Genomic DNA, 26,606 nt, shown 5'->3' on the forward strand with positions numbered 1-26,606 from the left:
CGAAAAGATGGTGGGCGATACAGGTATCGAACCTGTGGCCTCTTCCGTGTGAAGGAAGCGCTCTACCACTGAGCTAATCGCCCAACCGGCCAGGAGTCTAACATGGCCCCCCGCGTTCGATCAATGATGGGGAAGAAGAATACGATCCATAAATTCACCCTACGAGTAAGCAGCCTCGAGTCGCTAGCGGCCATCCAGAGAGGGCAGACTCGCACGGTCTTTCCTTGACAGATCTAAAACTCGGTTTCTAGAATAGGGTCTTCCCTTTTTCTCCCGTAAGGAGCACACGTGAGCATGCGAGATGACATCGTCATCATAGGGGGTGGTCTGGCCGGTTCAGAAGCAGCCTGGCAGGCAGCCAATCGCGGCGCGAAAGTGACGCTGTACGAGATGCGCCCCAAGGAAATGACGAAGGCGCATAAAACGGGAGGCTTGGCTGAACTCGTCTGTTCCAATTCGCTCGGGTCAACCGATCCGGCCAATGCGCCGGGGATACTCAAGGAAGAAATGCGGCGGCTCAACTCGCTGGTCATTGCCTCGGCCGAACAGGCAAAAGTTCCGGCGGGATCGGCGCTGGCGGTCGATCGCGATCAATTCTCCCTCAAGATCACCCAGGCGCTCGAAGGCCATCCCAACGTCAGAATTCTGCATGAAGAAATCGCGGAGATCCCGACCGACTGCCTCTGCATCATCGCAACCGGGCCGCTCACGTCGGATAAATTGTCGCAAGCCATCCGCGCCGTGACCCAGTCGCAGCATCTCTATTTCTTCGATGCCATCTCTCCGATTATCGACGCCGACTCGATCAATATGGACATCGTCTTCGCAGCCTCCCGCTATGATAAAGGCGGGGACGACTACCTGAACTGCCCGATGGACAACGCGCAGTACAATGCCTTTTACGATGCCCTGATGGCCGCCGAAAAAGTGCAGCCGAAAGAATTTGAAAAGACCCCTTACTTCGAAGCCTGCGTCCCCATCGAAGTCTTGGCGGAGCGGGGCCGGCAGACGCTCGCCTTCGGCCCCATGAAACCGGTGGGACTCACCGATCCGCGCACCGGCAGCCGCCCGGCGGCGGTCGTCCAGCTCCGGACGGAAAACGTGCACCGCACCTGCTACAACCTTGTCGGGTTTCAGACGAAACTCACCTATCCGGAGCAGAAGCGCGTCTTCCGCATGATTCCGGGGCTGGAACAGGCCGAGTTTTTGCGCTATGGCAGCTTGCATCGCAACACATTTATCAACTCTCCGCAGCTGCTCTTGAACACCTTGCAATTCAAAGCACGGGGCACGCTGTTCTTCGCCGGACAATTGGTCGGCGTCGAGGGCTATACGGAATCGGCGGCCATGGGGGGATTCGCCGGTATCAATGCGGCCCGCGCGCTGGCCGGCCTTCCACTCGTCACACCGCCGCCGACCACGGCGCACGGCTGTCTGGTGGGCCACGTGTCCGCATCGGACCCCAAGCATTTTCAGCCGATGAACACCAATTTCGGCCTCTTTCCCCCGCTCGCGCAAACGCCGAGAGATAAGGACAAGAAACGGCAACTCATTGCCCAACGGGCCCGTGAGGATTTCGATCGATGGATGACGCAATCCGCGCTTTCATGAGATTCCTCGCCGTCGAGCGCAATGCCTCGCCGGAGACCATTCGCAACTACCAGTCAGACCTGACCCAATTGACGGCGTTCCTCACGCAGACACAGCAGCCGCCCCGGCAGATTCGCGCCGGCGAGATCACCGCCGAATCCATTCGCGCTTATCTTCATTGGCTGGACCGGAAGGGCGAAAAAGCCTCCTCGCTGTCGCGCAAGCTCGCCTGCCTGCGCAGTTTCTACCGGTTTCACGTGCGGGAAGGCACGGTCGCCGCGAATCCGGCCGAAGAGATTCGCAGCCCCAAACTCCCCAAGCCGTTACCGCGAGTCCTGACCAAAGACGACGCGAATGTCTTGATGGAATGCCCCGAGGGCACATCGGCGCTGGCGTTGCGCGATCGGGCACTGCTTGAAACGCTCTATTCGACCGGCGCACGCGTCAGCGAAGCCGTGGGGCTCAATCTGGGCGATATCAATCATGACGAAGGGCTCGTCCACCTGCGCGGGAAAGGGCGCAAGGAGCGGATCGTCCCCATCGGCGACCTCGCGCTCCACGCCATCCGGACCTATCGCGCTTCGTTGAATATCTCCGCGCCCGCACAACAGCCGTCGGCGCCCCTGTTCCTCAATCACCGCGGCGGCCGCCTGACCACTCGCAGCGTCGCCCGCGTGGTCTCCCGCTACTCAAGCCGTCTCGCGGGTGGAGCCGTCAGCCCCCATGCCCTGCGCCATTCCTACGCGACGCATCTGTTGGATGAAGGCGCCGACCTGCGTTCCATTCAAGAAATGCTGGGGCATGCGTCGCTGAACACCACCCAGAAATACACCCATCTGGCCACGGACCAGCTCCTCGCCGTCTATGACCGGGCCCATCCCCGTGCGAAGGGAGCACGCACTTCTCCCCGAAAGGATGACACTGGATCATGAGAATCCGCTCGACGACCATTCTCTGCGTCCGGCGCGATGGCCGGGTGGCCATGGGCTGCGACGGGCAAGTAACCGTGGGCACGACGGTGATGAAACAGAACGCCAAAAAGCTCCGCCGCCTGCACCATGACCAAGTCCTGGCGGGATTTGCCGGAGCCACCGCCGACGCCTTTACCCTGTTTGAAAAGTTTGAAAGCAAACTCGAGGAGTATCGCGGCAACCTCACCAGGGCCGCCGTGGAATTGGCCAAGGATTGGCGCACAGATCGCGTGCTCCGCCGCCTGGAGGCGCTGCTGGCCGTCGCGGGCCGTGAGCAATCCTTCATCATCTCGGGAACCGGCGATGTCGTGGAGCCGGAAGACGGCATTTTAGCTATCGGCTCCGGCGGCCCCTATGCCCTGTCGGCAGCCAGAGCGCTCCTCGGCCATTCGCCGCTGGATGCCGCAACCCTTGTGAAAGAATCCATGATGATCGCCGGCGCCATCGACATTTATACGAACCAGCAAATCATCGTTGAGGAACTGCGAGGATAGATCACGACCGTGACACAGACGAAGACCGAGACCGCACCCGTCAATGTAAACAGCCTGACCCCGCGCCAGATCGTCGAGGAGCTGAACCGGTACGTCATCGGCCAGAAAGACGCCAAACGGATGGTCGCCATCGCGCTGCGGAACCGCTGGCGGCGGCAACAACTGGCACCGGATCTGCGCGACGAGGTCATGCCCAAGAATATCATCATGATCGGCCCGACCGGCGTCGGAAAAACCGAAATTGCGCGCCGGCTGGCCAAATTGGCGCAGGCGCCGTTCATCAAAGTCGAAGCGTCGAAATTTACTGAGGTCGGCTACGTCGGCCGTGACGTGGAGTCGATCATTCGCGATCTGACCGAACTGGCCATCAACATGGTGAAAAGCAGGCACCTCGAAGACGTGCAACAGAAGGCTGAGCAACATGGGGAAGACCGGTTGCTGGACCTCTTGCTTCCGCCGCCGCCATCACGACCGAGCAGTATCGACAGCACCACCGACGCCCCCGCCACGGCCGGACACGACTCCTACGAGACAACCCGCTCCAAGCTCAGGCTGCAGCTGCGCGAAGGCAAGCTCGATGAACGCACGGTCGAGCTGGAGGTGAAAGAACGGGGCCTCCCCGTGGGAGTCATCTCGAATATCGGCGGCCTGGACGACTTGCAAAGCAACCTCCAGGACATGCTCGGCGGAATGATGCCGGGAAAGAAAAAGAACCGGCGCATGAAAGTGGCGGAGGCGCTCAAGCATCTGACCCAGGAGGAAGCCCAGAAACTTATCGACATGGACGAGGTGGTGCGCGAGGCCATCGCCAAAGTCCAGCAGACCGGCATTGTGTTTCTGGACGAAATTGATAAGATCGCGGGCCGGGAGCGGACCTCGGGGCCTGATGTCTCGCGCGAAGGCGTGCAACGCGACCTGCTCCCGATCGTGGAAGGCTGCACCGTGAACACCAAACACGGCCCGGTGCTCACCGATCATATTTTATTTATTGCCGCGGGCGCGTTCCATGTGGCAAAACCATCGGACTTGATCCCCGAGCTCCAGGGCCGGTTTCCGATCCGCGTCGAACTGAGTCCGCTGACCAAGGACGATTTCGTGCGGATCCTCACCGAACCCAAAGGCGCCTTGGTCCGGCAATACCACGCCCTCCTCGCCACGGAGGGATTGACCGTCGAGTTTGCGCAGGACGGACTCGAAGAAATCGCCGAACTCGCGGTCCAGGTCAACGAGAGGACGGAAAATATCGGCGCCCGCCGGCTCTTTACCATTATGGAGCGGCTGCTGGAACAGATTTCGTTTGCCGGACCGGAGTGGCCTGAGAAAACCGTTTCCATCACCGCCAACTACGTGCGCGAACGTCTGAAAGACATCGTGAAGGACCAGGACTTGAGCCGGTACATTCTGTAAGCTCGCAACGGGAGTGACCCATGAATCGATTGATTAAAAAAGCCAACGTGCTGATCGAGGCGCTGCCCTACATCCGGACTTTCCGGGGCAAAACCGTCGTCGTCAAGTACGGCGGCCATGCCATGACGGAAACCGCGCTGAAGGAACGTTTCGCCGAAGACGTCGTCCTGCTGAAATACGTTGGGCTCAATCCCGTGATCGTGCATGGCGGAGGGCCGCAGATCGACAAGATGCTCACCAGGCTCGGAATCCAAGCCAAGTTTCGCCATGGCGTCCGGGTAACCGACGAAGCCACGATGGAAATCGTCGAGATGGTCCTGGCCGGGAAAATCAACATGGAGATTGTGGAACTCCTCAATCGCCACGGCGGCCGGGCCGTCGGACTCAGTGGGAAAGACGGGGGGCTGATCATGGCGCGCCCGCTCACCGCCAAAGCCTGGGCGGAAAGCCTGGGCAAAGACCTTGAAGGCGACGATCAGGGCGACTTCGGACTCGTCGGGGAAGTGCAAACCGTCGATCCCAGCCTGGTCTTGAAACTCCAGCAAGACCATTACATCCCCGTCATCGCGCCCATCGGAACGGACCGGGAGGGCAATACCTACAACATCAATGCCGACCTCGTCGCCGGCGCCATCGCGGCCTCGCTCCATGCCGAAAAGCTGGTGATGATGACGGACGTGAAAGGCATCCGCGACGCCAACAGCCGCCACCTCTCGACCGTCTCGCGGAAAGATGTGCAGCGCATGGTGAAAAAGGGGGTCATCGGCGAGGGCATGTTGCCCAAGGTGCAAGCCTGCCTCGACGCGCTGGTCGGTGGCGCCGGGAAAGCCCATATCATCGACGGCCGCATTCCCCATGCCCTGCTGCTGGAAATCTTCACCCGCAAAGGCATCGGCACCGAGATCGTGTCATAGGCGCCCCTCACGTGGCCGGCAACCTCCTGACGCATCTCACCACACTCGCGCGGGAACGCCATCCCCGCACATCGCCGGAGGCCCTGCGAGAAACGGGCGACTGCCTCGCGCAACTATTCACAGACGCGGGGCTCGCCGTCGCGCGGCATCCGTTTGATGCGTGGGGACAGACCTACGACAATGTGGTCGCGACCGTGCCGGCCTCAACCGGCACCAGCGCGCCCCCGCTCATCGTGGCGGCTCACTACGATACCGTTGAAGAATCCCCGGGCGCGGATGACAACGCCAGCGGCCTGGTCGTGCTCCTTGACGTCGCCCACCGGCTGGCCCAGACTCCACTGGCTCGCCCGGTACAATTCATCGCCTTTTGCCTGGAAGAAGAGCATCTCTTGGGAAGCCGGGCCTATACCGCACAGCTGACCGCCACCGGACAATCCATTTATGGCGCCATCGTGCTGGAATGCGTCGGTTATGCCAGCGACCTAGACGGTTCGCAGAAAACCCCGCCGGGCATTCCCGTCGCGGTCCCTACCATTGGCAACTTTCTTGCGGTCATCGGTAACGAGGCCTCGGCGTCATTCACCGGCGCAGTCGCGCAGGCCATGAGCCATTCGGTCCCGATCGTGCCCTTGATCGTGCCTGGCAACGGCGAATTGCTCCCCGATACCAGGAGAAGCGACCACACGGCCTTTTGGGAACGGGGGGTTCCCGCCGTCATGGTCACCGACACGGCGAATTTCAGAAATCCCCATTACCATCGGCCCACCGATACCATCGACACGCTCAATCTCGATTTTCTTTCATCCGTGGCCCAGGCCGTGACCGCTACCGTCGTCGCCTTGGCCACCCATTAGCCTGAGGAATCATGCCCACGACACTGCACCCCTCCATTCGCCGCGTCATCCGTGAAGTCTTTACTCGCCTGGATTACAAGACCCTGGGCCCGGTGTATTGCTATGAAGGAGGCGAGGAGTTTTGGCAGGCTAAACGCGGGCCCTGCCAACGGCTTGGCGCACAGATCGCGCAGGCTCTCTGCCGGCGCCTCCCCCCACAAGGCCGCAGCCTCTATGTGGGCGCCGGTGTCGCGGAACTGCCCCCGCTATTGGCCGAAGCGCTGGAGCTGGGCCGCACGGTCGAGCCCTACAATCTGCGGCGGACCGAAGTAGCTGCATTGAATCGCGCCTGCCGCACGCTGCCCGTGCGATTTCATTGCCAAGACGCAGCCACCGCCAAGGACCGCTTCGACCATCTCTGGATGGTCAGTGTGTTAAACGATCCGGAGCGATTTCCCGACTTATCGCCACTGTCCTATGGCAACGCCGACCCTGTTTCCTTCGACCCGCGTAAGTTTGAACAACAGCGGAAAATTGTACGCTCGATCGTGGATCGCTGTTTGCCGAAGCTCAGCCTGCCGGGATTCGTCACCACCTCGACGGAAGAAGTGGTGTGGATCGCCGACTGGTGCCACCGCAAGCAGATCCCCTACCGCGTCGAGCGACAGCAATACTCCACCGCCCTCGTGGGGGATCCGATCTGTTTGATGAAATTGGGCTAACGGCACCCGGGAAAGACGAAACGGATTACGGACGAAATCCCGTCGGCTTTGAGGAGTCACTCATGTACTGGCGGGAATACTTCACATAGTTCTCTGCCGACTCTTTGACCCAGGCCAATTCCTGCTCGGTCACTCCTCGCTTCACCTTCGCCGGTGATCCCAGGATCAGGCTTTTTGGCGGCACAATCGTGCCCTCCACTACCAGTGCCCCCGCGCCGACGACCGAATCTTCTCCGATCACCGCGCCGTCCATGATAATGGCGCCCATGCCGACCAGCACACGATCCTTGATCGTGCAGCCGTGCAGCACGACATTATGGCCGATGGTCACCTCGTTCCCAATGATGAGCGGATGGGTGTCATGGGTCACATGGAGCATGCAGAGATCCTGGACGTTCGTCCGGTTTCCGATACGGATATAGTGGACATCTCCCCGAATGACGGCGTTGAACCAGACGCTGCAGGCCTCGCCCATGACGACGTCGCCGATCACAACGGCGGTGTCTTCGATAAAGCAGGAATCCGGAATGGACGGCTTGATGCCTTGAAAGGTGCGAATCATGACCGCACTCTACGGGAGGCGAGGGCCAGTGGGCAAGAGGCACGAAGTTGACAGGATTTTTCACCGTCCCGTAGACTGCCTGAATGTCTACACCACTGATCCAGCTTGACCGGAAGAAGCCCGCCAAAAAATCGCCGCCAGCCAAGAAGGCTGTGGCCATCAAAAAAACAACCATCGGGTTCGTCAACCTGGGGTGCTCAAAAAATCAGGTGGACTCGGAGCTGATGCTCGGCACGCTCGTGAGCGACGGCTTTGTCTTAACCGACAATCCGAAGAAAGCCGAGGTCGTCATCATCAATACCTGCGGCTTTATCGAGGAAGCGAAACAAGAATCGATCAATACCATCCTCGAACATGGCAAGCTGAAGAAGAAAGGCGCCTGCCGGGTGCTCATTGCCGCAGGCTGTCTGGCACAGCGCTATCAGGGCGACCTCTTGAAAGAACTGCCGGAATTGGACGGCGTGGTCGGCACCGGTGAATTCGGCAAGATCGCCACGATCTGCCGGGACCTGCTGGCTCCCAAGAAACGGCAGCAACGGCTCTGGATCAGCGAGCCTCCCTATCTCTACGATGCGGACGCCCCGCGCCTGCGCCTCGGGAAAGCGCACAGCGCCTACGTGAAGATCGCCGAGGGGTGCAATCGCAACTGCGCCTTCTGCGCCATTCCCATCATGCGGGGCAAACAACGCAGCCGCCCAGTGGAATCGATCGTGGCCGAAGCCGAACGCCTCGCCGCGGAAGGCGTGAAAGAAATCAATCTCATCTCTCAGGATACGATCAACTACGGCGTTGATCTGGGGATTCGAGGCGGATTGACCACGCTGCTGCGCGAACTCGTGAAGGTGAAGGACCTCCGATGGATCCGGCCCTTCTATCTCTACCCGCAGCACGTCACCGATGACCTGCTCGATCTCTATGCCGGCGAGGAAAAGATTACCAAATACATCGACATGCCGCTCCAGCACATCAACGACCGGATGCTGAAGCGCATGCATCGTCTTGGCACTCGCGCCGCCATTGACAAGCTGGTGGACCGCATTCGCACCCGTATTCCCGGAGTGGCCTTCCGGACAGCCTTCATCGTGGGTTTCCCCGGTGAAACCGACAAGGCCTACCAAGAGCTGAAGACCTATGTGACGGAGCGGGAATTCGACCGGGTGGCGGTCTTCCTTTACTCGGACGAAGAGGATACGACCGCCCTGTCGCTCGATGAGAAGATTGAACGAGCCGTGATGGACGAACGGCGGAACGAACTGCTGGCGATCCAGGAAGGCATCGCCGCCGCGCAGGGGCAGGCACGCATCGGCTCGGTCATGGAAGTCCTGGTCGATGGCCCATCGGAGGAAACTCCGCTGCTGCTGGAAGGCCGCCATGAAGGGCTGGCCCCCGAGATCGACGGCGTCGTCTATATCAATGACGGCACAGCGAACCCGGGCGATCTCGTGAACGTCGAGATCACGGATGCCGCCACCTATGATCTTGTCGGCCACATCGTATCGTAGCCATTCCATCATCGGCTCAAGACTGTCCCTCGAATGAAAGGAACGACTCCGCATGGCAGCGAATCGCAAAGAATCCATCGTCATCCTGATCCACTGCAAGGATCGCAAAGGCATTGTCGCCCGGGTGTCCGGATTCATCCATGAATTTGGCGGCAACATCCTCGACTCGGACCATCACACGGACGAGGAAACCAACGACTTTTTGATGCGCATGGAGTTTTCGACGGACGGGTTGCAGATGGCGCCGGAAGAGATACCCGCCGCTTTCGCCCCAATCGCCAAAGTCTTCGACATGCGCTACGAGGTCCACTATTCCAGCCATCGCATCCGGGTCGGCATGCTGGTGTCGAAACAGGATCATTGTCTCGCCGATCTGCTCCAGCGGCATCGGCGCGATGAGCTGCGCATCGATGTGCCCGTCATCATCTCCAACCACGACACCTGCGCCAGCTGGGCCGAACTGTTCAAAATCCCGTTTACGGTGTATCCCGTCACGAAAGAGACCAAGCCGCAACAGGAGGAACAGGTCGTCGCACGGCTGAAGGAACATCGTGTGGAACTGGTGGTGATGGCCCGGTACATGCAAATTCTCAGCGCCAACTTTCTCGCGAACGTGGGCTGCCCCGTCATCAACATCCACCACTCCTTCCTCCCGGCCTTCATCGGGGCAAACCCCTACCGCCAGGCCTACGAGCGAGGCGTGAAAATCATCGGCGCAACCGCTCATTATGCGACGGAGGATCTGGACGAAGGGCCGATCATCGAGCAAGACGTCATCCGCGTCGGACATCGTGATACGGTTGACGATCTGGTGAGGAAGGGACGCGATCTGGAGGAAATTGTGCTGGCCCGCGCGGTGCGCCGCCACATCGAACATCGGGTATTGGTCTACGGCAGAAAGACGGTCGTCTTCGATTAGCAGGATGCTGACGTTGAGGGTGAGGCACGCGCCTCACCCTCGAATGGCATGACTAGACTTTCGCCGTCAGGAACAATGAACTGCCCCGGCGATTGATCAGAATCAACACGTTCTCACCCTTCTTCACGGCGGACGACACCTTTTCAAATTCCCTCACTGATTTTACCGGCTGACGATTGATCTCCCGGATCACGTCGCCCGGCATCAGCCCGGCCTTTTCCCCGCCGCTGTCCGGCTCGACGCCGGTAACCACCACCCCCTGCGCCTTGCCCTTGATCCCCAACTCCTTGGCCGTCTCCCGATCGAGGTCCTGCACCGCCACGCCGGCAAACGCATAGTCCGCTTCAGGCTTCTCGGCTTTGGCGATTTTCATCGTATCCGGTTGTTCGGCGATCGTCACCGTCAGCTCCTTCTCACGGCCATCACGTATGACCGTGACCGGCACCTTCGCCCCCACGGCTGTCCTGGTAACTAACCGCTGGAGCGCCACCGCATCCTCAACCGGCGTTCCTTGATAGGATTGAATGATATCCCCTTGCTTCAGACCGGCATGATCGGCCGGACTCTCCTCCTTCACATCGCTCACCAGCGCACCCTTGGCGTCTTTGATGCCAAAGGATTTGGCCAGATCCTGGCTGAGGTCTTGAATCCCGACGCCCAAATATCCGCGCACCACTTTCCCGGTCTTGATCAAACTTTCGTAGATCGGCTTCCCCATGCTGGTCGGCACCGCAAACCCGACACCCTGATACCCGCCGGTCTGTGAGAAGATCGCCGTGTTGATCCCGACCAGTTCGCCGCGCGTGTTCACCAGCGCGCCCCCGGAATTGCCCGGATTGATGGCGGCATCGGTCTGAATGAAATCTTCGTACTGCGTGATCCCCATGCGGCCACGCCCCAGCGCGCTGACAATACCCAGCGTCACCGTCGAGTTGAGGCCGAAGGGATTTCCGACCGCCAGCACATATTCCCCGACTTGCAGCTTGGTGGCATCTCCCCACAGCACCGTCGGAAGATTCTGCCCGTCGATTTTCACGACCGCCAAATCCGTTTTCGGGTCGGCCCCAACAATCCTGCCCTTGAATTCCCGTTTATCGGGAAGGGTCACTGTCACCTCGCGCGCACCCTCGATGACATGATTGTTGGTCAGCACATAGCCATCGGCCGACACAATCACTCCTGAGCCCTGGCCGCCACCACGATGCTCCCGCGGCTCGCCGGGCCCCTGAGGCCCACGGAATCCGCGCGGGCCTGACGGACCTCCCGGTCCGCCAAAAAACTCCTCCATGCGTTCCCGCAATTCATCCGGCACAGTCCGCCCTTCAGAAATTTTCTCGCCCGTCACAGTGGTAATGTTCACGACGGCCGGCGTGACCGCCTTGGCCACCTCGGCAAACCCATTGGACGCCGGCGCCACTGACAAGGCACCCTGGTTCACACTGACCGGCGGTCCACTGGACGCAAGAGAAGAAGGCAATGAGTGGCCGCCCCACAGTAACACCGCACCCACTGCCGTCAGAGCCACAATGGAGCCGACTGTGTTTCGCATACGTGGTCTCATAAATTCTCCCCTCCACTTTAAAAGATGAAATGAGTGCACCACACGATCAGACAAGAATACGAAGAGGCTACCAGTCGGCGATGAGAGGAGGATTAAGGGCGAATTAGAAGTCGCTAAGCAGCCTGGGGCGCCAGCGGGAGCGTGACGGTAAACGTGGAGCCGGCGCCCGGCTGGCTCGTGACGTCGATCCGGCCCTTGTGCGATTCCGCAATCCAGGTGCAGATCGCCAGCCCAAGGCCCGTGCCTTTCTTCGTATGGCCTCGGGCGGCATCGGTCCGGAAGAACCGATTGAAGATGCGCCGCTGGTCCTCGGGAGCGATCCCGATTCCTTGGTCGCTGACCGACAACCGGGCCTGTGCGCCCTCCGTGACCAAGGAGACCTGCACTTTCCCGCCGGGGTGGGAATACTTGATGGCGTTCTCCACTAAATTGAGCAGCAGTTCGCGCAGCCGCAATTCGTCGCCCTGCACGGCGGCCGGCATCACCGTGCCCAACACCACGTCGATCTGGCGGTCCTGCCCCAGCAAATTCGCCTGGCGATGGATGTCCTCCACCAGCGATTCCAGATCGACCGGCACGGCGTCCATTTTCACTTCCCCCATGTCGGCCCGAGAGAGAAAGAGCAATTCATCGACGATGTGCGTCATCCGGTCGATTTCTTCCAGATTGCTTTCGAGCACCGCCTGATAGTCGCCGAGCGGGCGGGGCCGGCGCAGCACCAGCTCCGTCTCGCCCTTCATGACCGTGAGCGGCGTGCGAAGTTCGTGCGAGGCATCGCTGCTGAATTGGCGAATCTGCCGGAACGAGACATCGAGGCGCCCAATCATGTCGTTGAAAGTATGCACCAGCCGGCCGATCTCGTCCGGCGACGTCGAGACCGTCAAGCGCTGGCTGAGATCCCCTGCGGCAATGCGCTGCGCCGCCAGCGTGATCGCATCCACGGGACGCAACGCCCGGCCGGCCAAAAACCAGCCGCTGGCCAGGGATGCCGCCAGGGCAATGGGCATCGTCACGACGAGCACCAGCAGCAGGCGCTGCAAGGTATCCTCGATCGATTTCATCGACGTGCCGACTTGCACGATGTAGAGCAGGCTCCCGCGGTACATGATCGGCATCGAGATGAGCCGGAGCGGAGGCTCCTTGGGATAGCGAGCTGACTCGAAGATCGTCTTCCCGGTAATGCTGGCATCGAGCGCCAAGCGGCTCAGCGGCAATTCATGCTGCTTGATATTGGGGGAGCGAATCGTGATCGTGCCGGACGGGCTGAAGATCTGAAAGAACTTGTCGATGCGGGCCAGTTCGGGAAACTGCGAGAGCAGCGATTCTTCATCGAGCAGTGGCAGAAACCCCCGCTCTTCCAGAGAGCGGACGGCGGCGGTCGCCGTTTCCTCCAGCGCCTGATCGATTTCGTCGCGGAGACTCCGTGCGGTGACGCTGTACAAAACCACGGAGAAGATGATGAGCACGAGCGCTAGCGTACTGCCGTACCAGAGAGTGAGCCGAACACGCAGCGGCATTATTCCGCCTTTAGCATATATCCGCTGCCGCGGATCGTATGGATGAGTTTCTTTGCCCGGCCCCGGTCGATTTTGTTGCGCAGATAGTTGACGTAGACGTCGATCACGTTGGTGAACGTATCGAAGTCCTGATTCCACACATGTTCGGAAATCATCGGCCGCGTGAGCACACGCCCGGTGTGCCGCATGAGATATTCGAGCAGGGCGTATTCCTTCAACGTGAGGTCGATCCGCTGTCCTCCGCGCGTGACTTCCCGAGTAGCCGGGTTCAACACCAGATCGTCGATCTGCAGAATGCCGGGACTTTCGGTGGAGCCCCGGCGAAGGAGCGCGCGCACCCGCGCCAGCAACTCATCGATCGCAAAGGGCTTGGTCAGGTAGTCGTCGGCGCCGGCATCGAGCCCTTTCACGCGCTGGTCCACCTGGGACTGGGCCGTGAGAATCATCATCGGCGTTTGAATCCGCTCGCGGCGAATGGCTTTCAGAATCTCCATGCCCGACATCGACGGCAGCATGAGATCGACGATGATCAAATCGTAGTTCGTCGCCAGCGCCATCTCCAGCCCCTTGGCCCCGTCCTCGCAGAGATCGACGGCGTAGCTCTCCTCCTCAAGCGCCCGCTTGATGAAACAGCCGACTTTGGTTTCGTCTTCAATCACCAGCACTCGCATCATCACCCCGCTAGGCGCTGATTATACCAAACCTGTGGACGGCAATCTCGGTCTGGCCGTTGGGGCAGGGGCTCGTTATTTCGGCTGAAAACGCGTGATCGTCACCGGGGCGTACGACAGGGCCGGGCCATCCGGAGTTCGGGAGGCCATCGTGTGTTTCAGCCATGCCGCATCGTTGCGCGCAGGAAAGTCGGACCGGTAGTGCGCCCCCCGGCTTTCTTCCCGGGCCAGCGCCCCGGCCACAATCGTCCCAGCCAGCTCGACCAAGCATTGCAGCTCCAGCGCCTGAATGAGTTCGCTGTTGAATACCCGCCCCTTATCCTCCACAGAGACCTGTGCCGCGCGCTGCTGGAGCGCACGCACCTGCTCCCGCGCCGCCGTCATCGAGTCCTTGGTGCGAAAGATGCCGAGATTCGTGCTCAGCACCTGGCCAAGCGCATCGCGAATCTGCCAAGACCGCTCACGCCCCGGCTGAGAGAGCAGCGTCTGCACACGGCGTTCTTCGCCGGCCAGGTGCGAGGCGGAGAGCGGCACCTGATCGATCCCCCTCAGATATTCCCCCGCCTTTACTCCGGCCCGTCTGCCAAACACAATGGTTTCCAAGAGCGAATTGCCGCCCAGCCGGTTGGCGCCGTGCACACTCACACAGGCGCATTCGCCTGCGGCGAACAGGCCTGGCACGGACGTCTCGCCCCACGCATTCGTCCGAACCCCGCCCATCTGATAATGCGCGCCCGGTCTAATCGGAATCGGCGTTTCCACCGGATCGAGCCCGGCAAACTCGATCGACAACTGCCGGATTTGGGGCAGCCGCTCAAGAATCTTCGCCCGGCCGAGATGCCGGAGATCCAAGAGCACGCAACCCTCGACGCCACGGCCTTCGAGAATCTCCTGCCCGATCGCCAGCGACACGGTCGAGCGGGTGGCCAGTTCCATCTGCTCCGGCGCATAGCGTTTCATGAACCGCTCCCCGAGCGTATTTAGCAGATAGCCGCCTTCCCCGCGCGCGCCTTCGGTGATGAGAATCCCGGTATCCCTCAGCGTGGTCGGATGAAACTGCACAAACTCCATATCCATCAAGGGCACACCGGCCCGATAGGCCAGGGCCATCCCATCGCCGGTATTGATCACCGCGTTCGTGCTGGTGAGAAACACCCGCCCACTTCCTCCCGTGGCCAGAATGACCGCTCTGGCCTGAATTTGCTGCAATCCGCCGCGGAGCAGATCCCAGGCAATCACGCCACGGCAGACGCCATCCTCGACAATAAGCGCGGTGACATACCATTCTTCGTAGACCGCGATCCGCCGCTTGAGGATCTGCTCATAGAGTGCGTGCAGGAGCGCATGCCCGGTGCGATCGGCGGCATAGCAGGTGCGCGGAAAGCCGGCTCCCCCGAACGGACGCTGGGCAATGCGGCCCTGCGCGTCACGGCTGAATATCACCCCCATCCGTTCCAGTTCGAGGATATCCTCCGGCGCCTCGCGGCACATGGCTTCAATGGCATCTTGATCCCCGAGATAGAGGCCGCCCTTGGCCGTATCGAACGCGTGCGCTTCCCAGGAGTCGTTCTCCCCGAGCGCCGCATTGATGCCCCCTTGAGCGGCCACGGAATGGCTCCGGACGGGGTGGACTTTCGAGATGAGCGCGACATCGAGATGAGCCGGTGCCGCCAAGGCGGCGCGCATGCCGGCCAAGCCGGCCCCGACGATCAGCAGGTCATGCATGTGGGGTCTCTGAACGGCCATCCGATCTGCTTTCATAAGACCGAGGACTTCCGCCAAGCACAGTACTTACCGGACTCTCTGAGGGAGCGCAAGGTCATCCGGCACGGGGGAAGAACATCTTGGAAATAGGGCAACAGCATGGTACTCTGCCGCCCAATCAAAATCGCTTCCAGGCCACCCACATGATCAAGAGGGCACGAGGATGACACCGCCCGAGCCGGATGTTCTTCAATCGACAGATCACTTTCTTCACCGGCACTTGGGCCCGACAGAAGCCGACATCCAGGACATGCTGGCCACGATAGGGCTGCCCTCCATGAGGGCCCTCTGCGACGTGACCGTTCCCAAAGATATCCAGCTCCATACGCCGCTCAATCTCCCGCCGCATCGGGGAGAGCAGGCCGTCCTGGCGGATCTGAAGCACATCGCATCCCATAATCGGGTCTACCGCTCCCTGATTGGCATGGGCTACTACAATTGCGTAACCCCCGGCGTGATCCAACGCAATATCCTGGAAAACCCCGGCTGGTACACCCAATACACGCCCTATCAGGCAGAGATCTCCCAAGGCCGGCTCGAAGCGTTGGTCAATTTCCAAACCATGGTCGGCGACCTCACCGGCCTTCCACTGGCGAACGCTTCCCTGCTGGATGAGGCCACAGCCGCCGCCGAGGCGATGGCCATGTGCCTGAGCATCGCGCGGGCGAGGGGCCAGGAACGGAAGGAGTTTTTCGTTTCGCAGGACTGTCATCCGCAGACGATCGCCGTCCTCCGAACCAGAGCGGAACCGCTGGGCATGGTGATTCACACGGGCCCCACCGCCTCGATCGACGTGGCCAACCCCAATCTGTGCGGCCTGCTGCTCCAATACCCGACGACCGACGGCTACGTGGGCGATGTGGGTGACCTCGTTGTGCGCGCGCATGGCGCGGGCGTGCTGGTCGTCATGGCCACTGACCTGCTGGCCCTGACCCTGCTGCGCTCGCCGGGAGAGATCGGCGCGGATATTGCCGTCGGGTCCACCCAGCGCTTCGGGGTTCCGGTCGGTTTCGGCGGGCCGCATGCCGCATTTCTGACGACCACGGATGAATTTAAGCGCCAAATGCCGGGCCGCATCGTCGGCGTGTCGAAAGACGTGTCCGGCAAACCCGCCTATCGGCTCTCCCTCCAAACCCGCGAACAGCATATTCGCCGGGAGAAGGCGACCAGCAACATCTGCACAGCCCAAGTCCTGCTGGCGATTATGGCCAGCATGTACGCGGTCTATCATGGGCCTGAGGGGCTGCGCCGGATTGCCAGACGCATCCATGGATTGACGCTCCTCCTGGCGGACGGATTACGCCGCCTCGGATTCGATGTCGGCCCGGAGATCTTCTTCGACACTCTCCGTGTCCGTCTCCCGCATAGTCACAGCCAATCCATTCTCACGAGAGCGCATGAACGCGGCTTCAATTTCCGCCCCTATGAGGACGGCGCCATCGGCCTCTCGCTGGATGAGGTCAGCACCGAAGAAGAGGTGCGCACTCTGCTGGAGATCTTTGCGGGCCAGGAACGGCTCCCGTTCACGATCGCCGATCTGTCTCAGGGGCTCACGGTCAGCTATCCGCCCAAGCTGGCAAGAACCAGCCCCTACCTGACGCATGAGATCTTCCACCGGTATCATTCGGAACATGAAATGCTCCGGTACCTGCACCGATTGCAGGCCAAAGACCTCTCCCTCACCCATTCCATGATTCCACTGGGCTCCTGCACGATGAAACTGAACGCCACAGCGGAAATGCTGCCCGTGACCTGGCCGGAATTCGCGCAGCTGCATCCCTTTGCCCCAGCCGACCAGACCAAGGGCTACCAGAAGCTCTTTCATCAACTGGAAGCCTGGCTAGCTGAAATCACTGGCTTTGATGCCGTCTCGCTCCAACCGAATGCCGGCTCCCAGGGCGAATATGCCGGGCTCATGGTGATTCGCGCCTACCACCACGCACAGGGCGAGCCGCATCGCGACGTCTGCTTGATCCCCGTCTCAGCCCACGGGACAAACCCGGCCAGCGCCGCGATGGTCGGCATGACCGTCGTCGTCGTGGCCTGCGACAAGCAGGGGAATATTGACGTCGCCGATCTCGAATCCAAAGCCGCCGCGCATCGCGCAAAACTGGCGGCGCTCATGCTCACCTATCCTTCGACCCACGGCGTGTTCGAGGCTGATGTGCGGCGCATCTGCCAGATCGTCCACACCCACGGCGGCCAGGTCTACATGGATGGGGCCAACATGAATGCCCAGGTGGGACTCTGCCGGCCTGGCGATATCGGCGCGGATGTCTGCCACCTCAATTTACACAAGACCTTTTGCATCCCCCATGGCGGAGGCGGACCGGGCATGGGCCCGATCGGCGTCGCCCGCCATCTGGCCCCGTTTCTCCCCGGCCATCCCGTTACAGGATTGGGGGGGCCTGGCTCAATCGGACCGGTTTCCGCGGCGCCCTACGGAAGCGCGAGCATTCTGCCGATTTCCTGGGTCTATATTGCCCTGATGGGCCGCGACGGGTTGAAAACCGCCACGCAGGTCGCCATTCTCAATGCGAACTACATGGCCAAACGATTAGAGAAACACTATCCTATCGTCTACACCGGCGTCACCGGACACGTAGCCCATGAGTTCATCCTCGACCTCCGCCCCTTCAAAGAATCCTCCGGAGTCGAAGCCATGGATGTGGCCAAACGGCTGATGGACTATGGCTTCCACGCGCCGACCGTGTCATTCCCGGTGGCCGGCACGCTCATGATCGAGCCGACCGAAAGCGAATCGAAAGCGGAACTGGATCGCTTCTGCGAGGCGATGATCGCTATCCGGGCGGAAATCCAAGACATCATCGATGGGCGGCAGCCCCGCACGAACAATCTGCTCAAAAATGCCCCCCACACCGCGGCTACCGTCGTCGCCACCGAATGGACTCGACCCTATACCAGAGAGCAGGCGGCGTTCCCGACGCCATGGGTGAAGGGCAATAAATTCTGGCCGAGCGTCGGTCGCATCGATGAGGCCTATGGCGACCGCCATTTGGTCTGCACCTGTCCGCCGACTGAGAGCTATCAATCGTAACCAGTCACCATCCAGATCGGTCTCGAGCTCCAGGTGCAACGATGATGACTCACCCCCTCAGGCTGTTGACACTTCTCACCCTCGTCATTGCCATGAGCGGACACGACCTTTTTGCCGAGTCTGTGGCGCCGAAGAGTGGCAGCGGTCCCTCCGTCACAGAACCGGCGGCGGGACACACCTACAAAGCCGGCATGCGCGTCCGCGCTCCCGGTGGCACCGCCTCATTTCCAATTCCTCAGGGTTGGCGCGGCGAAGAGCTCGATGAAATGGCAGCCATTCTCCTGGTCTCAGAAAAAGACACCGGGTTCGTGCTCGTGTTCGCCACACTCAACCAGACAGAAGACGACCTGATGGCCTTGCTGGGAGAGCCTCAACCCATTACCGATAACCTCGTTTTCGAGCCGGTGGGAGCGGTGACGCGCCAGGGGAACAGACTGACGGCGTCCTATGTCGCGGGTACTCTGACAGGCCGGGGCGTGGCCGTCCTCGGGCCGGCGCAGCAGGGTATTCTCTTTTTGCACGGACGGCCACAAAAGGAACAACGTGAAGCCCAGGTGTTTCTCGATCAGCTGGCTGATCACGTGCAATTTACGCCTGTAACCGAAAGTACGCCCTCACGCTGAGGGGATCTGTCTCGATCAGGTTGCCCGCTGCCCCGCTTCCAATAACTTCCTCACACTGTTGGCTGGAGCCTTCTCCATTGTACAAAAGTGTCGCTTGCGAACCCCCATCTTTTGAGGCATTGTCGAACAACTCTCAATTCGGCGATAACTAGCGCTCATTGATGGAGAGGCTGTACGATCATGCCGCAAATTCTCAATTTCAGCGAACATGCGAACGACGAGGAAGTCAGCTACCTCACCACCCTGCTGCTCTATCACCTGGTCGAGCGTTGCGGCGGCACACTCCAATTTACCGTCGATGACGTCACCCAAATCCGCGCCAGCTTGGCCACCAAGATGGTGCAGATTCAGCTCGGCAACGAGGTGCGGCTGCGCATCATCGATCGCGTACCGGAACTGCAGTAGGCATTCCTCTCTCCTCGTCTCAGGTCAGTCTGCCAAACGATCATAGACGTTCTCGACTCATCCCCAATGGCGAGATCGGCGTGACTGGAGTAGACTCCGCCATCATGCTGCACATCTCCTCACATGTCATCATCCCCGATTCAGAAATCGATCTCCATGCCATGCGGTCCCAGGGGGCGGGGGGACAGAATGTCAATAAGGTCTCCACCGCCATCCATTTGCAATTCGACATCACGGCGTCGTCGTTGCCGCCGTTTTACAAGGACGCGCTGCTAAAGCTGCGCGATAGCCGGATCTCAGAGGATGGGGTGATTACGATCAAGGCGCAGCAGCACCGCACGCAGGAGCGAAACCGTGAGGATGCACTGGAGCGGCTCTGCTTGTTGATTCAGAGTGTGGCAATCCCGCGCAAAAAGCGGAAAGCCACAAAGCCGACGAAGGGGTCTCAGAACCGGCGGATTGAGAGCAAGAAAAAGCAGGGACGGCTGAAAGCGCTACGAGGCACGCTTGAGTGAGCCCTCGCGCGAGAAGGGCGGGAGAAGCGCGACGTGCCCTGACTTTGCCTGAGCCTCTCACCCATTTCCCGCCAGTCCCGCATTTCTCGCGAAGAGCGCTGCACGTCAGTCTACAGAGGCCAATGATCCTAAAATATTATACCCGCCATCGACGTAGATCACCTCGCCGGTAATCCCACGGCCGAGCGGACTGACTAAGAATAACGCCGTATCGCCCACCTCTCCCTGCTCGGTGGCGCGGCGGAGCGGTGCAAACTCTCTGTGATGATCGACCATCTTGCTGATTCCGGACACGCCGCGGGCAGCGAGGGTCTTGATCGGCCCAGCTGAGATGGCATTCACCCGAATGTTCTTGGGCCCCAAGTCGTTGGCGAGGTAGCGCACGGAGGCTTCGAGCGCCGCCTTGGCCACACCCATGACGTTGTAATGGGGCACCACCCGTTCTGCACCCAGATAGCTCAGCGTGACCACGGACCCGCCATTCGCCATGAGAGGCATCGCCGCGCGGGTGAAGGCCACGAGAGAATAGGCGCTGACGTCCAATGCGGTAGCAAACCCCTGCCGGGTCGTATTGACGAATTGACCGGTCAGCTCTTCACGCGGGGCGAAGGCAATGGAGTGGACCAGGAAATCGAGCTGGCCGACTTCTTTGCCCACACTGTCCATCAGCGCAGCAATCTGTGTATCATCGCCGGCATCGCAGGGAAACGCCTTGGCGCCCGGCAATGTGGCGACAAGCTCTTCGACGTTTTCCCTCAACCGCTCACCCTGATAGTTGAACATCAGTTGCGCGCCCTGGCTCGCCGCCGACTGGGCAATGGCCCAGGCAATACTGTGTTTGTTGGCGACGCCGATGATGAGTCCCTTCTTGCCTTGCAATAGCATAGCCACATGCTCTCCTAACAACGTGCTGGTTTCATGCGAAACGGCTCTCGTGACGCGTCTGCCCATACGAGAGACGAACGATGTTATACGAACAACGATCTCTGGATTGCAAAGATAGCACGATTCATCGATCGGTTCTAGAAGGGAACGGGGGAAGGGCGAGGCTAGTTGCCTTTGTTGCCGATCGTGCGCAGTTGCGCCACGACTTTGGCCGCTTCGGGAATGAAGTCGTCTTGCTGTTGCGTTTGCGCGAGGGCCAAGGCCTCTGAGGCCAGTTGGAGGGCATCGGAATGGCGCCCGCGCTTGCAATAACTCTTGGCGAGGCTGATCCGGGCGTTCACGGCCTGCGGCTCCTGTCGAATCACATGCTGCAGCAGTTGCTCGCCCTTGTCCGGATCGCCACCCAAAAGGGACGGCAACCGTACAAGCAGCGTCCCTCTTGCCGACAGCGCATCGAGGTGGCCGGGAGCCAGGGCGAGGGTCCGATCAAGTTCTTTCATCATGCGGCGAAAGCCCAACATGGAGGACAAACTCATTTCACCGTCAATGCGCATGAGTTCGCCGAGATTGCAGAACAAGGCAAAGTGGGCATCCGCCGATTGCTCATCGGCTGCCACGGCCTGTTCGCCTAAGGCCTGCCCCTTTTCAAAATAGGCGGCGCGCGCGGCCCGGTCTGCGGCGATGCGTCCGTCGTGGCAGGCTTGCATGGATCCGGCAATGAGATCGTGCGTGGCCGGTTGAGCACCCGCGAACGTGACCGCACTTGACCAAACACAGATCGACAGACCAATCACGCCAGTAACCCGAGGCATCACCCCTCCCGCATAAGACTCGTTCCAGACAAAACGACGGGGTTATACAGCAAGCCCGCTGCCCATGACAAGATGTCGGGGCAAGAATGCACGGCCGTACGAAAGACACACATCGGCACCACTCGGCCACACTACTCAGCGCTTTCGTCACTCCGTCTGGCAGGAGACGCCAATTGAATAGGTTGCGGTTCTCTCCCAATACGGGTCATACGAAGCGCGCAAAACGCCTCTCGCATCTGATCATGGGAATAATGGGCGTTGCGGCCACTGGGATTGGGCAAAAGAAAGACAGGGGTTCCGGCAAGACGGCTCGTCGTCATGCCCAGATCTAGACGAGACGACAGCCTACGTCCCTGCCCAAAGACCGTCCGGTAGATGGTGACACCCAAAAGCGCGATGATGCCCGGCTGATAGCGCCGGACTTTTCTGGTGAGGGAGGCCAGCCCGTCCCGATACTCACCCGGTCCCAGCACATCGATGCCCGCACTGCACCGGCTGATGATGTTCGTCAGTCCCAGCCCCCATTCAGGCAGACGCCAATCATCTCGGTATGTGAGGGGCTCGGGAACAAGGCCGGCCTCGTAGAGCAATTTCCAAAAGCGATTGGACGGTCCAGAAAAATGATGGCCGGTTTCGGCCGACTTCATCCCTGGGTTGATCCCCACAAAGAGAATTTGTATCCCCGGTTGAATATGATCCGGCAACTGAAATTCTTGAGCCACGCTCAGCCCCCCTCTCGTTGAGGCAGTTTAGTTGATGGTTAACCAATCCGCCACATGAGAGCGGATGAATTCCCCTTCATTTTTAGATTAGAAGAATCGCGCAACCCAATGAAAACACAAGAAACAATAGGACAACCCCTCCACGGCATGTCGCTTGCTGAAGGACAGGGTAGTGCCCGATCAGCGGCACGAGTCTCTTAAACCTTAGGGAGGATTTATGATGAAGAGCATGTTGATGGCAATCATGGCGGTCGCGGTGGCAATCTCTTTCAGCGCTCCTTCGTTCGCCGGTGAAGAGAAGAAGGAAACCAAGGGCGAGAAGAAGGGCGGCCACGTGGTGGTGTTCGCCGAAGAAAAGAAGAAGGAAGAGAAGAAGGGCGGCCACGTCGTGTTCGGCGACGAGAAAAAGAAGGAAGAGAAGAAGGGCAAGTAATCCCGTTCTTGCTTTTGGCGAGGCTAGCTGGCTTGAGAGAGCTCCCGCTTCGAGTGGGAGCTCTCTCGGGCAGTATCTCTACCGGATCGCGCCCCTGATATAGACCGCCTGCAAACCCACAATCGTCTTAGAATCCCGGATCGTGCCATCCTCGATCTTCTCGATCGCTTCACGCAAGGGCATCTCGATCACGTCCAGCACTTCATCCCGGTCCAGTTGCTGCCGGCCCTGCGTCAGCCCCGTCGCCTTATAGACGTGAATGACTTCGTCCGCAAAACCGGGCGCCGTGAAGATACTGGAGAGCAGCGAGAACGTCGCAGCTCGATAGCCGGCTTCCTCTTCCAATTCCCGAGCGGCACAATGCAGCGGATCTTCGCCCGGATTCAATTTGCCAGCCGGGATTTCATAAATGAATCCTCCGGCCGCATGACGAAATTGGCGGATCAGCACGACCGTGCCGTCGTCCTTCATCGGCACAACGGCTGCCGCGCCAGGATGACGGATCGTCTCCAGATCGACCGTCAGCCCGTTGGGCAGCCGCACCGTATCGATATTGAGCGTCACGACACGGCCTGTGTAAATGTTCTTGGTTGACATGGCTAGAGGCGAGAGGCCAGGGGCAAGGGGTGACCGGTTAATCGCAGGTGGGAGTTCATGATCATCTGCTTTCCTCTAGCCTATTGCCTCGGGCCTGCGCAAGGCTATGCCTTGCGCCTGTAGAACGGTGTTTTCACCACCTGGGCGGGAACCGCTCTCCCGCGGATATCAATGGTGAGTGGCGTCCCCACAGCAGCCTGTGCCGTCGGAATGTAGCCCAACCCGATTCCCTTTTGAAGAATCGGCGACAGGTTGCCGCTCGACACCTCACCGATCACCTGGGAGGAGACGGCATCGAGAATCTTGAAGCCGTGCCGGGGCACCGCTTTCTCCAGTAATTCAAACCCGACAAACCGTGTTGCCGGTCCTCGCTCCTTCTGTGCCAGCAAGGCCGCGCGACCGATAAATTCTCCCTTCTCCAGACTCACCGTCCATTCGACCCCAGCCTCGATCGGCGTCGTGTCCTCGCCGATATCGTTGCCATAGAGCAGATAGCCCATCTCCAGCCTGAGCAAATCGCGGGATCCTAAGCCGGCGGGCTTCACGCCCTGCGAGGCACCCTGCTCCAGAATCCGCTCCCACAATACCCCGATGTGATCGGCCGGCACGTACAGCTCATACCCCAACTCCCCCGTGTATCCGGTTCTGGCCACGAGGGTCGGAATGGAGCCCAGCACGGCGTCACACGTGTGGTGGAGCTTCAGGGTCCTGATCGCCTCGCCGCCAAGCGCGAGAAGAATGTCTCTGGACCGGGGGCCTTGAATCGCGATTTGCGCCAGCCGGTCGGAATGGTCCTCGAGCACCACGGTCGTGGCCCGGGGTTGGGTCTGCAGCCACGTATGAATCTTTTCACGATTCGACGCGTTGACACACAACAGATAGTCCATCGGCTTGAGGCGATAGACGAAGATATCGTCTTGGATCCCACCCCGGTCGTTACAGACCATGGAGTACTGTGCCTGGCCGACCGCCAATTTCCCGGCATCATTGGTGGTCACCGACTGAAGAAACTCCAGCCCGCCGACGCCGGACACCATGAGCCGTCCCATGTGGCTCACATCGAACAACCCCGCGCTCCGGCGCACGGTCTGATACTCGTCGATGACCCCAGAATACTGAATCGGCATTTCCCAGCCGGCGAAATCGACGAGCTTCGCGCCGGCAGCCCGATGGTGTGCGATGAGCGGCGTCTGTTTCATGCGAGTCATCCGCCCTTACACGCCCAGCAATTCGACATCGAACACCAGCGTCGCGTTCGGAGGGATCACTCCACCGGCCCCGCGAGGGCCATAGCCGAGATTGGCCGGGATCGTCAGCTTCCGCTTTCCGCCGACTTTCATCCCCTGCACCCCTTCATCCCAGCCCTTGATCACCCGCCCGGCGCCGAGCGGAAAGGAGAAGGGTTGGCCGCGATCGACCGAGCTATCGAATTTCGTCCCGTTCGTCAGCCAGCCCGTATAATGCACCGAGACCGTCTGACCAGCCTTCGCCACCTCGCCCGTCCCCACCACCAGGTCGATGTACTGAAGACCGGACGACGTCACGATCTCCTCTCCGCCTGTTGCCGATGACTCACTTCCGCTCATAGTGCCTCCCGCGTCCAAAGATGGAATGACCTTCACTCTCGTAGGCGTCTCCACACCCTCACGAGTTACTTCGTTCCGGATTTCGATGCCGGTGCTGCAAAGAGCGCCATGCTGGCGGTATAGCCATGCAGAAAATTGCGTCCTCCGACGGGACCGATTTCCCCCTGGGCAAAAAATCCCGCCACCGGGATGCCACCCAACCGCTCGGCCAGGATGCCCGAATCATGATGCGGCCGGCCAAACAGCCCCTGCCCACGGCCGCAACAGCTAAACACCAGCGCGCCTAACGGTGGATTCCGGTGCCCCATGCGATCGGCCGCGAGCAGCACATTCAAATCGTCGCTGGCCGACTTGGCGTCGCGCAGATGGAACTGCACCGTCTGCCCTTCCTGCACCACATCACCGATGGCCACCGCGCCGGTCGTCTGGTCTGCCCCGACCAGATTGCGGACGAGGAAATCGCCGCGCTCGAAATGGTCCCGGTGCTCATCAATTACGATGCCGATGTGGAGCGCCCGGTGCGCCCGCTGCCGGTCCTCGCCCCCGAGCGATTCAAACACATGCTGCAGCCGGTCCAGCGCGGAGGTCCCACCCAACTCATGCACCATATTGTGTTCCGCTTTGGTCACCACATACCGTTCCCCAATCGGCCGGCAGCCTTGTGAGATCACCGGGCGGACTTCCACCGGCCCGGAGATGCGCACTCCCACCAGACCGTTTTCATAGACCTCCCGCCCCATGACCAGGCGATTTTCTCCGGCATCCTGCCCGCCCCCGGACAGCCCGCCGAGCGCAGCGGTGCCGGGATAGCGCTCTTCCAACAGAGACAACACCTCTTGCATCGGCGTCGTAAACGGATCGGCAAACAGAAGAAATGTGGAATCGATCCCCCCGGCCTCAGGCCAGCCCACCAGCGAAAACTGATCCTGGGTGGGAGAAAAGGAGAGCCGCACGGGGGTCAGCGTCACACCGGGAAGACAGGCCGTCCAGAGCGTCACAGCCGGAGCCGTTTCCAGCTCCTCCGCTCCGGCGATCACCCCTTCGCCGCTACAGCCGATACACACACGCACGCCAAGTGAATCCACAACCATGTCAGCCAGAACGTTTGCCCGGGATATGTGGTGAGACGAGAAGAATAGACAGCCCAAGTCCGGCGTCACGCCGCCAAGCTTCGCCCTGATTGCATCGACCAGATCCCGAGCGGCCGCTTCGGAATCGGCACTCCGGCTGACCGCCGACGCAAATTGAAAGGGGGTGCTGGACGGCAGAGGTGTGGAAGAGAAACTAGCCATGGCAGTCGAAGAGGCCGTTACACGCCGGGGTTCATGCGCTCGGATCGATCGCTGGCCAATTTTTTATAATAGCGCCACATGTACGAATGGTAATCGTCCAATTGCGCCAACAAATAGTGCAATTCCGTCGGATCTTCCGTTTCAAGGGCACGAACCAGCCGGGTCTTCACAAATTCGGCAAAGGCCTCGGATTTTTCAATGGCCGTGAGCAGCCGCAACCCGCCGCCGATTTGATAATCGCTCATGCGCCC

General features: G+C 60.3%; 27 protein-coding genes and 1 tRNA gene. 14 read left to right on the forward strand and 14 right to left on the reverse strand.

All coding sequences use genetic code 11. From position 1 onward, the window contains the following. Nucleotides 1–8: 8 nt before the first annotated feature. Nucleotides 9–83: transfer RNA gene (locus tag RI101_14370), tRNA-Val, on the reverse strand. Nucleotides 84–294: 211 nt separating this feature from the next. On the opposite strand from RI101_14370, the gene trmFO reads away from it, so the two are divergent. The 7 genes from trmFO to RI101_14405 are packed head-to-tail and all read left to right on the forward strand — an operon-like array spanning nt 295 to nt 6,931. Beyond that, the gene (gene trmFO, locus RI101_14375; protein MEC4891233.1) at nt 295–1,611 is read left to right on the forward strand and encodes a methylenetetrahydrofolate--tRNA-(uracil(54)-C(5))-methyltransferase (FADH(2)-oxidizing) TrmFO; all 1,317 of its coding nucleotides are present in this window, start codon (nt 295–297) and stop codon (nt 1,609–1,611) included. After that, nucleotides 1,584–2,522, forward strand: coding sequence for a tyrosine recombinase XerC (gene xerC / locus RI101_14380; protein ID MEC4891234.1), 939 nt, complete (start codon nt 1,584–1,586; stop codon nt 2,520–2,522). The genes trmFO and xerC overlap by 28 nt, the downstream gene beginning before the upstream one ends. Continuing rightward, the gene (hslV, locus tag RI101_14385) at nt 2,519–3,055 is read left to right on the forward strand and encodes an ATP-dependent protease subunit HslV (GenBank protein ID MEC4891235.1); all 537 of its coding nucleotides are present in this window, start codon (nt 2,519–2,521) and stop codon (nt 3,053–3,055) included. Before xerC ends, hslV begins: the two co-directional genes overlap by 4 nt. A gap of 9 nt (nt 3,056–3,064) precedes the next feature. Then, nucleotides 3,065–4,462, forward strand: coding sequence for an ATP-dependent protease ATPase subunit HslU (gene hslU / locus RI101_14390; protein MEC4891236.1), 1,398 nt, complete (start codon nt 3,065–3,067; stop codon nt 4,460–4,462). A 20-nt stretch (nt 4,463–4,482) separates the two neighbouring features. Next, nucleotides 4,483–5,376, forward strand: a complete 894-nt coding sequence (gene argB, locus RI101_14395; protein ID MEC4891237.1) for an acetylglutamate kinase — start codon at nt 4,483–4,485, stop codon at nt 5,374–5,376. An 11-nt stretch (nt 5,377–5,387) separates the two neighbouring features. Beyond that, the gene (locus RI101_14400) at nt 5,388–6,230 is read left to right on the forward strand and encodes a M28 family peptidase (GenBank protein ID MEC4891238.1); all 843 of its coding nucleotides are present in this window, start codon (nt 5,388–5,390) and stop codon (nt 6,228–6,230) included. Between the two features lie 11 nt (nt 6,231–6,241). Next, nucleotides 6,242–6,931, forward strand: a complete 690-nt coding sequence (locus tag RI101_14405) for a hypothetical protein (GenBank protein ID MEC4891239.1) — start codon at nt 6,242–6,244, stop codon at nt 6,929–6,931. 25 nt (nt 6,932–6,956) lie between these two features. Here the strand turns inward: RI101_14405 and RI101_14410 are convergent, their stop codons facing one another. Beyond that, the gene (locus RI101_14410; protein MEC4891240.1) at nt 6,957–7,493 is read right to left on the reverse strand and encodes a gamma carbonic anhydrase family protein; all 537 of its coding nucleotides are present in this window, start codon (nt 7,491–7,493) and stop codon (nt 6,957–6,959) included. An 83-nt stretch (nt 7,494–7,576) separates the two neighbouring features. On the opposite strand from RI101_14410, the gene rimO reads away from it, so the two are divergent. Both rimO and purU read left to right on the forward strand, forming a co-directional pair. Then, on the forward strand, nt 7,577–8,995 hold the full coding sequence (gene rimO, locus RI101_14415) for a 30S ribosomal protein S12 methylthiotransferase RimO (GenBank protein ID MEC4891241.1): 1,419 nt from the start codon (nt 7,577–7,579) through the stop codon (nt 8,993–8,995). A 52-nt stretch (nt 8,996–9,047) separates the two neighbouring features. Then, complete coding sequence (purU, locus tag RI101_14420) at nt 9,048–9,914, forward strand: formyltetrahydrofolate deformylase (protein ID MEC4891242.1); 867 nt, start codon at nt 9,048–9,050, stop codon at nt 9,912–9,914. Between the two features lie 52 nt (nt 9,915–9,966). On the opposite strand, the gene RI101_14425 is transcribed toward purU, so the two are convergent. The 4 genes from RI101_14425 to RI101_14440 form a co-directional block, all read right to left on the reverse strand. Next, the gene (locus tag RI101_14425) at nt 9,967–11,463 is read right to left on the reverse strand and encodes a DegQ family serine endoprotease (GenBank protein MEC4891243.1); all 1,497 of its coding nucleotides are present in this window, start codon (nt 11,461–11,463) and stop codon (nt 9,967–9,969) included. Nucleotides 11,464–11,588: 125 nt separating this feature from the next. Further along, on the reverse strand, nt 11,589–12,992 hold the full coding sequence (locus RI101_14430) for a heavy metal sensor histidine kinase (protein MEC4891244.1): 1,404 nt from the start codon (nt 12,990–12,992) through the stop codon (nt 11,589–11,591). Next, nucleotides 12,992–13,666 (reverse strand): response regulator transcription factor, encoded by a 675-nt coding sequence (locus tag RI101_14435; protein MEC4891245.1) that lies wholly within the window; start codon nt 13,664–13,666, stop codon nt 12,992–12,994. Before RI101_14435 ends, RI101_14430 begins: the two co-directional genes overlap by 1 nt. A gap of 72 nt (nt 13,667–13,738) precedes the next feature. Next, on the reverse strand, nt 13,739–15,409 hold the full coding sequence (locus RI101_14440) for an FAD-binding protein (protein MEC4891246.1): 1,671 nt from the start codon (nt 15,407–15,409) through the stop codon (nt 13,739–13,741). A gap of 181 nt (nt 15,410–15,590) precedes the next feature. On the opposite strand from RI101_14440, the gene gcvP reads away from it, so the two are divergent. The 4 genes from gcvP to arfB all read left to right on the forward strand — a co-directional run bounded on the left by gcvP (nt 15,591) and on the right by arfB (nt 20,028). Further along, nucleotides 15,591–18,485, forward strand: a complete 2,895-nt coding sequence (gene gcvP, locus RI101_14445; GenBank protein MEC4891247.1) for an aminomethyl-transferring glycine dehydrogenase — start codon at nt 15,591–15,593, stop codon at nt 18,483–18,485. Between the two features lie 41 nt (nt 18,486–18,526). Then, complete coding sequence (locus RI101_14450; protein ID MEC4891248.1) at nt 18,527–19,108, forward strand: hypothetical protein; 582 nt, start codon at nt 18,527–18,529, stop codon at nt 19,106–19,108. A 180-nt stretch (nt 19,109–19,288) separates the two neighbouring features. Next, a complete protein-coding gene (locus tag RI101_14455) occupies nt 19,289–19,513 on the forward strand; it encodes a hypothetical protein (GenBank protein MEC4891249.1) in 225 nt (74 codons plus the stop codon). A gap of 80 nt (nt 19,514–19,593) precedes the next feature. After that, the gene (arfB, locus tag RI101_14460; GenBank protein MEC4891250.1) at nt 19,594–20,028 is read left to right on the forward strand and encodes an alternative ribosome rescue aminoacyl-tRNA hydrolase ArfB; all 435 of its coding nucleotides are present in this window, start codon (nt 19,594–19,596) and stop codon (nt 20,026–20,028) included. Between the two features lie 105 nt (nt 20,029–20,133). Here arfB and RI101_14465 read toward each other — a convergent pair whose 3' ends face one another. From RI101_14465 to RI101_14475, 3 genes are all read right to left on the reverse strand, one after another. After that, nucleotides 20,134–20,913, reverse strand: a complete 780-nt coding sequence (locus RI101_14465; GenBank protein ID MEC4891251.1) for an enoyl-ACP reductase — start codon at nt 20,911–20,913, stop codon at nt 20,134–20,136. A 164-nt stretch (nt 20,914–21,077) separates the two neighbouring features. After that, nucleotides 21,078–21,725: a hypothetical protein gene (locus tag RI101_14470; protein MEC4891252.1), complete on the reverse strand. Its 648-nt coding sequence runs from the start codon at nt 21,723–21,725 to the stop codon at nt 21,078–21,080. 131 nt (nt 21,726–21,856) lie between these two features. Beyond that, nucleotides 21,857–22,447 carry a mismatch-specific DNA-glycosylase gene (locus RI101_14475; GenBank protein MEC4891253.1) on the reverse strand — a complete coding sequence of 197 codons (591 nt, stop codon included), beginning with the start codon at nt 22,445–22,447 and terminating at the stop codon, nt 21,857–21,859. A gap of 217 nt (nt 22,448–22,664) precedes the next feature. Between RI101_14475 and RI101_14480 the strand changes: the two genes are divergently transcribed. Further along, on the forward strand, nt 22,665–22,880 hold the full coding sequence (locus tag RI101_14480) for a hypothetical protein (GenBank protein ID MEC4891254.1): 216 nt from the start codon (nt 22,665–22,667) through the stop codon (nt 22,878–22,880). A 78-nt stretch (nt 22,881–22,958) separates the two neighbouring features. Here RI101_14480 and RI101_14485 read toward each other — a convergent pair whose 3' ends face one another. From RI101_14485 to RI101_14505, 5 genes are all read right to left on the reverse strand, one after another. Continuing rightward, the gene (locus tag RI101_14485; GenBank protein ID MEC4891255.1) at nt 22,959–23,477 is read right to left on the reverse strand and encodes an NUDIX hydrolase; all 519 of its coding nucleotides are present in this window, start codon (nt 23,475–23,477) and stop codon (nt 22,959–22,961) included. A gap of 104 nt (nt 23,478–23,581) precedes the next feature. Beyond that, entirely contained in the window at nt 23,582–24,676 is a 1,095-nt protein-coding gene (gcvT, locus tag RI101_14490; protein ID MEC4891256.1) for a glycine cleavage system aminomethyltransferase GcvT, read from the reverse strand. Between the two features lie 15 nt (nt 24,677–24,691). Then, nucleotides 24,692–25,063: an FKBP-type peptidyl-prolyl cis-trans isomerase gene (locus RI101_14495; GenBank protein MEC4891257.1), complete on the reverse strand. Its 372-nt coding sequence runs from the start codon at nt 25,061–25,063 to the stop codon at nt 24,692–24,694. 65 nt (nt 25,064–25,128) lie between these two features. After that, the gene (locus tag RI101_14500; GenBank protein MEC4891258.1) at nt 25,129–26,355 is read right to left on the reverse strand and encodes an FIST N-terminal domain-containing protein; all 1,227 of its coding nucleotides are present in this window, start codon (nt 26,353–26,355) and stop codon (nt 25,129–25,131) included. Between the two features lie 17 nt (nt 26,356–26,372). Further along, nucleotides 26,373–26,600 carry a hypothetical protein gene (locus RI101_14505; GenBank protein ID MEC4891259.1) on the reverse strand — a complete coding sequence of 76 codons (228 nt, stop codon included), beginning with the start codon at nt 26,598–26,600 and terminating at the stop codon, nt 26,373–26,375. Between the last annotated feature and the right edge of the window lie 6 nt (nt 26,601–26,606).

This window comes from Nitrospira sp., from assembly GCA_035968315.1.
Lineage (GTDB): Bacteria > Nitrospirota > Nitrospiria > Nitrospirales > Nitrospiraceae > Nitrospira_D.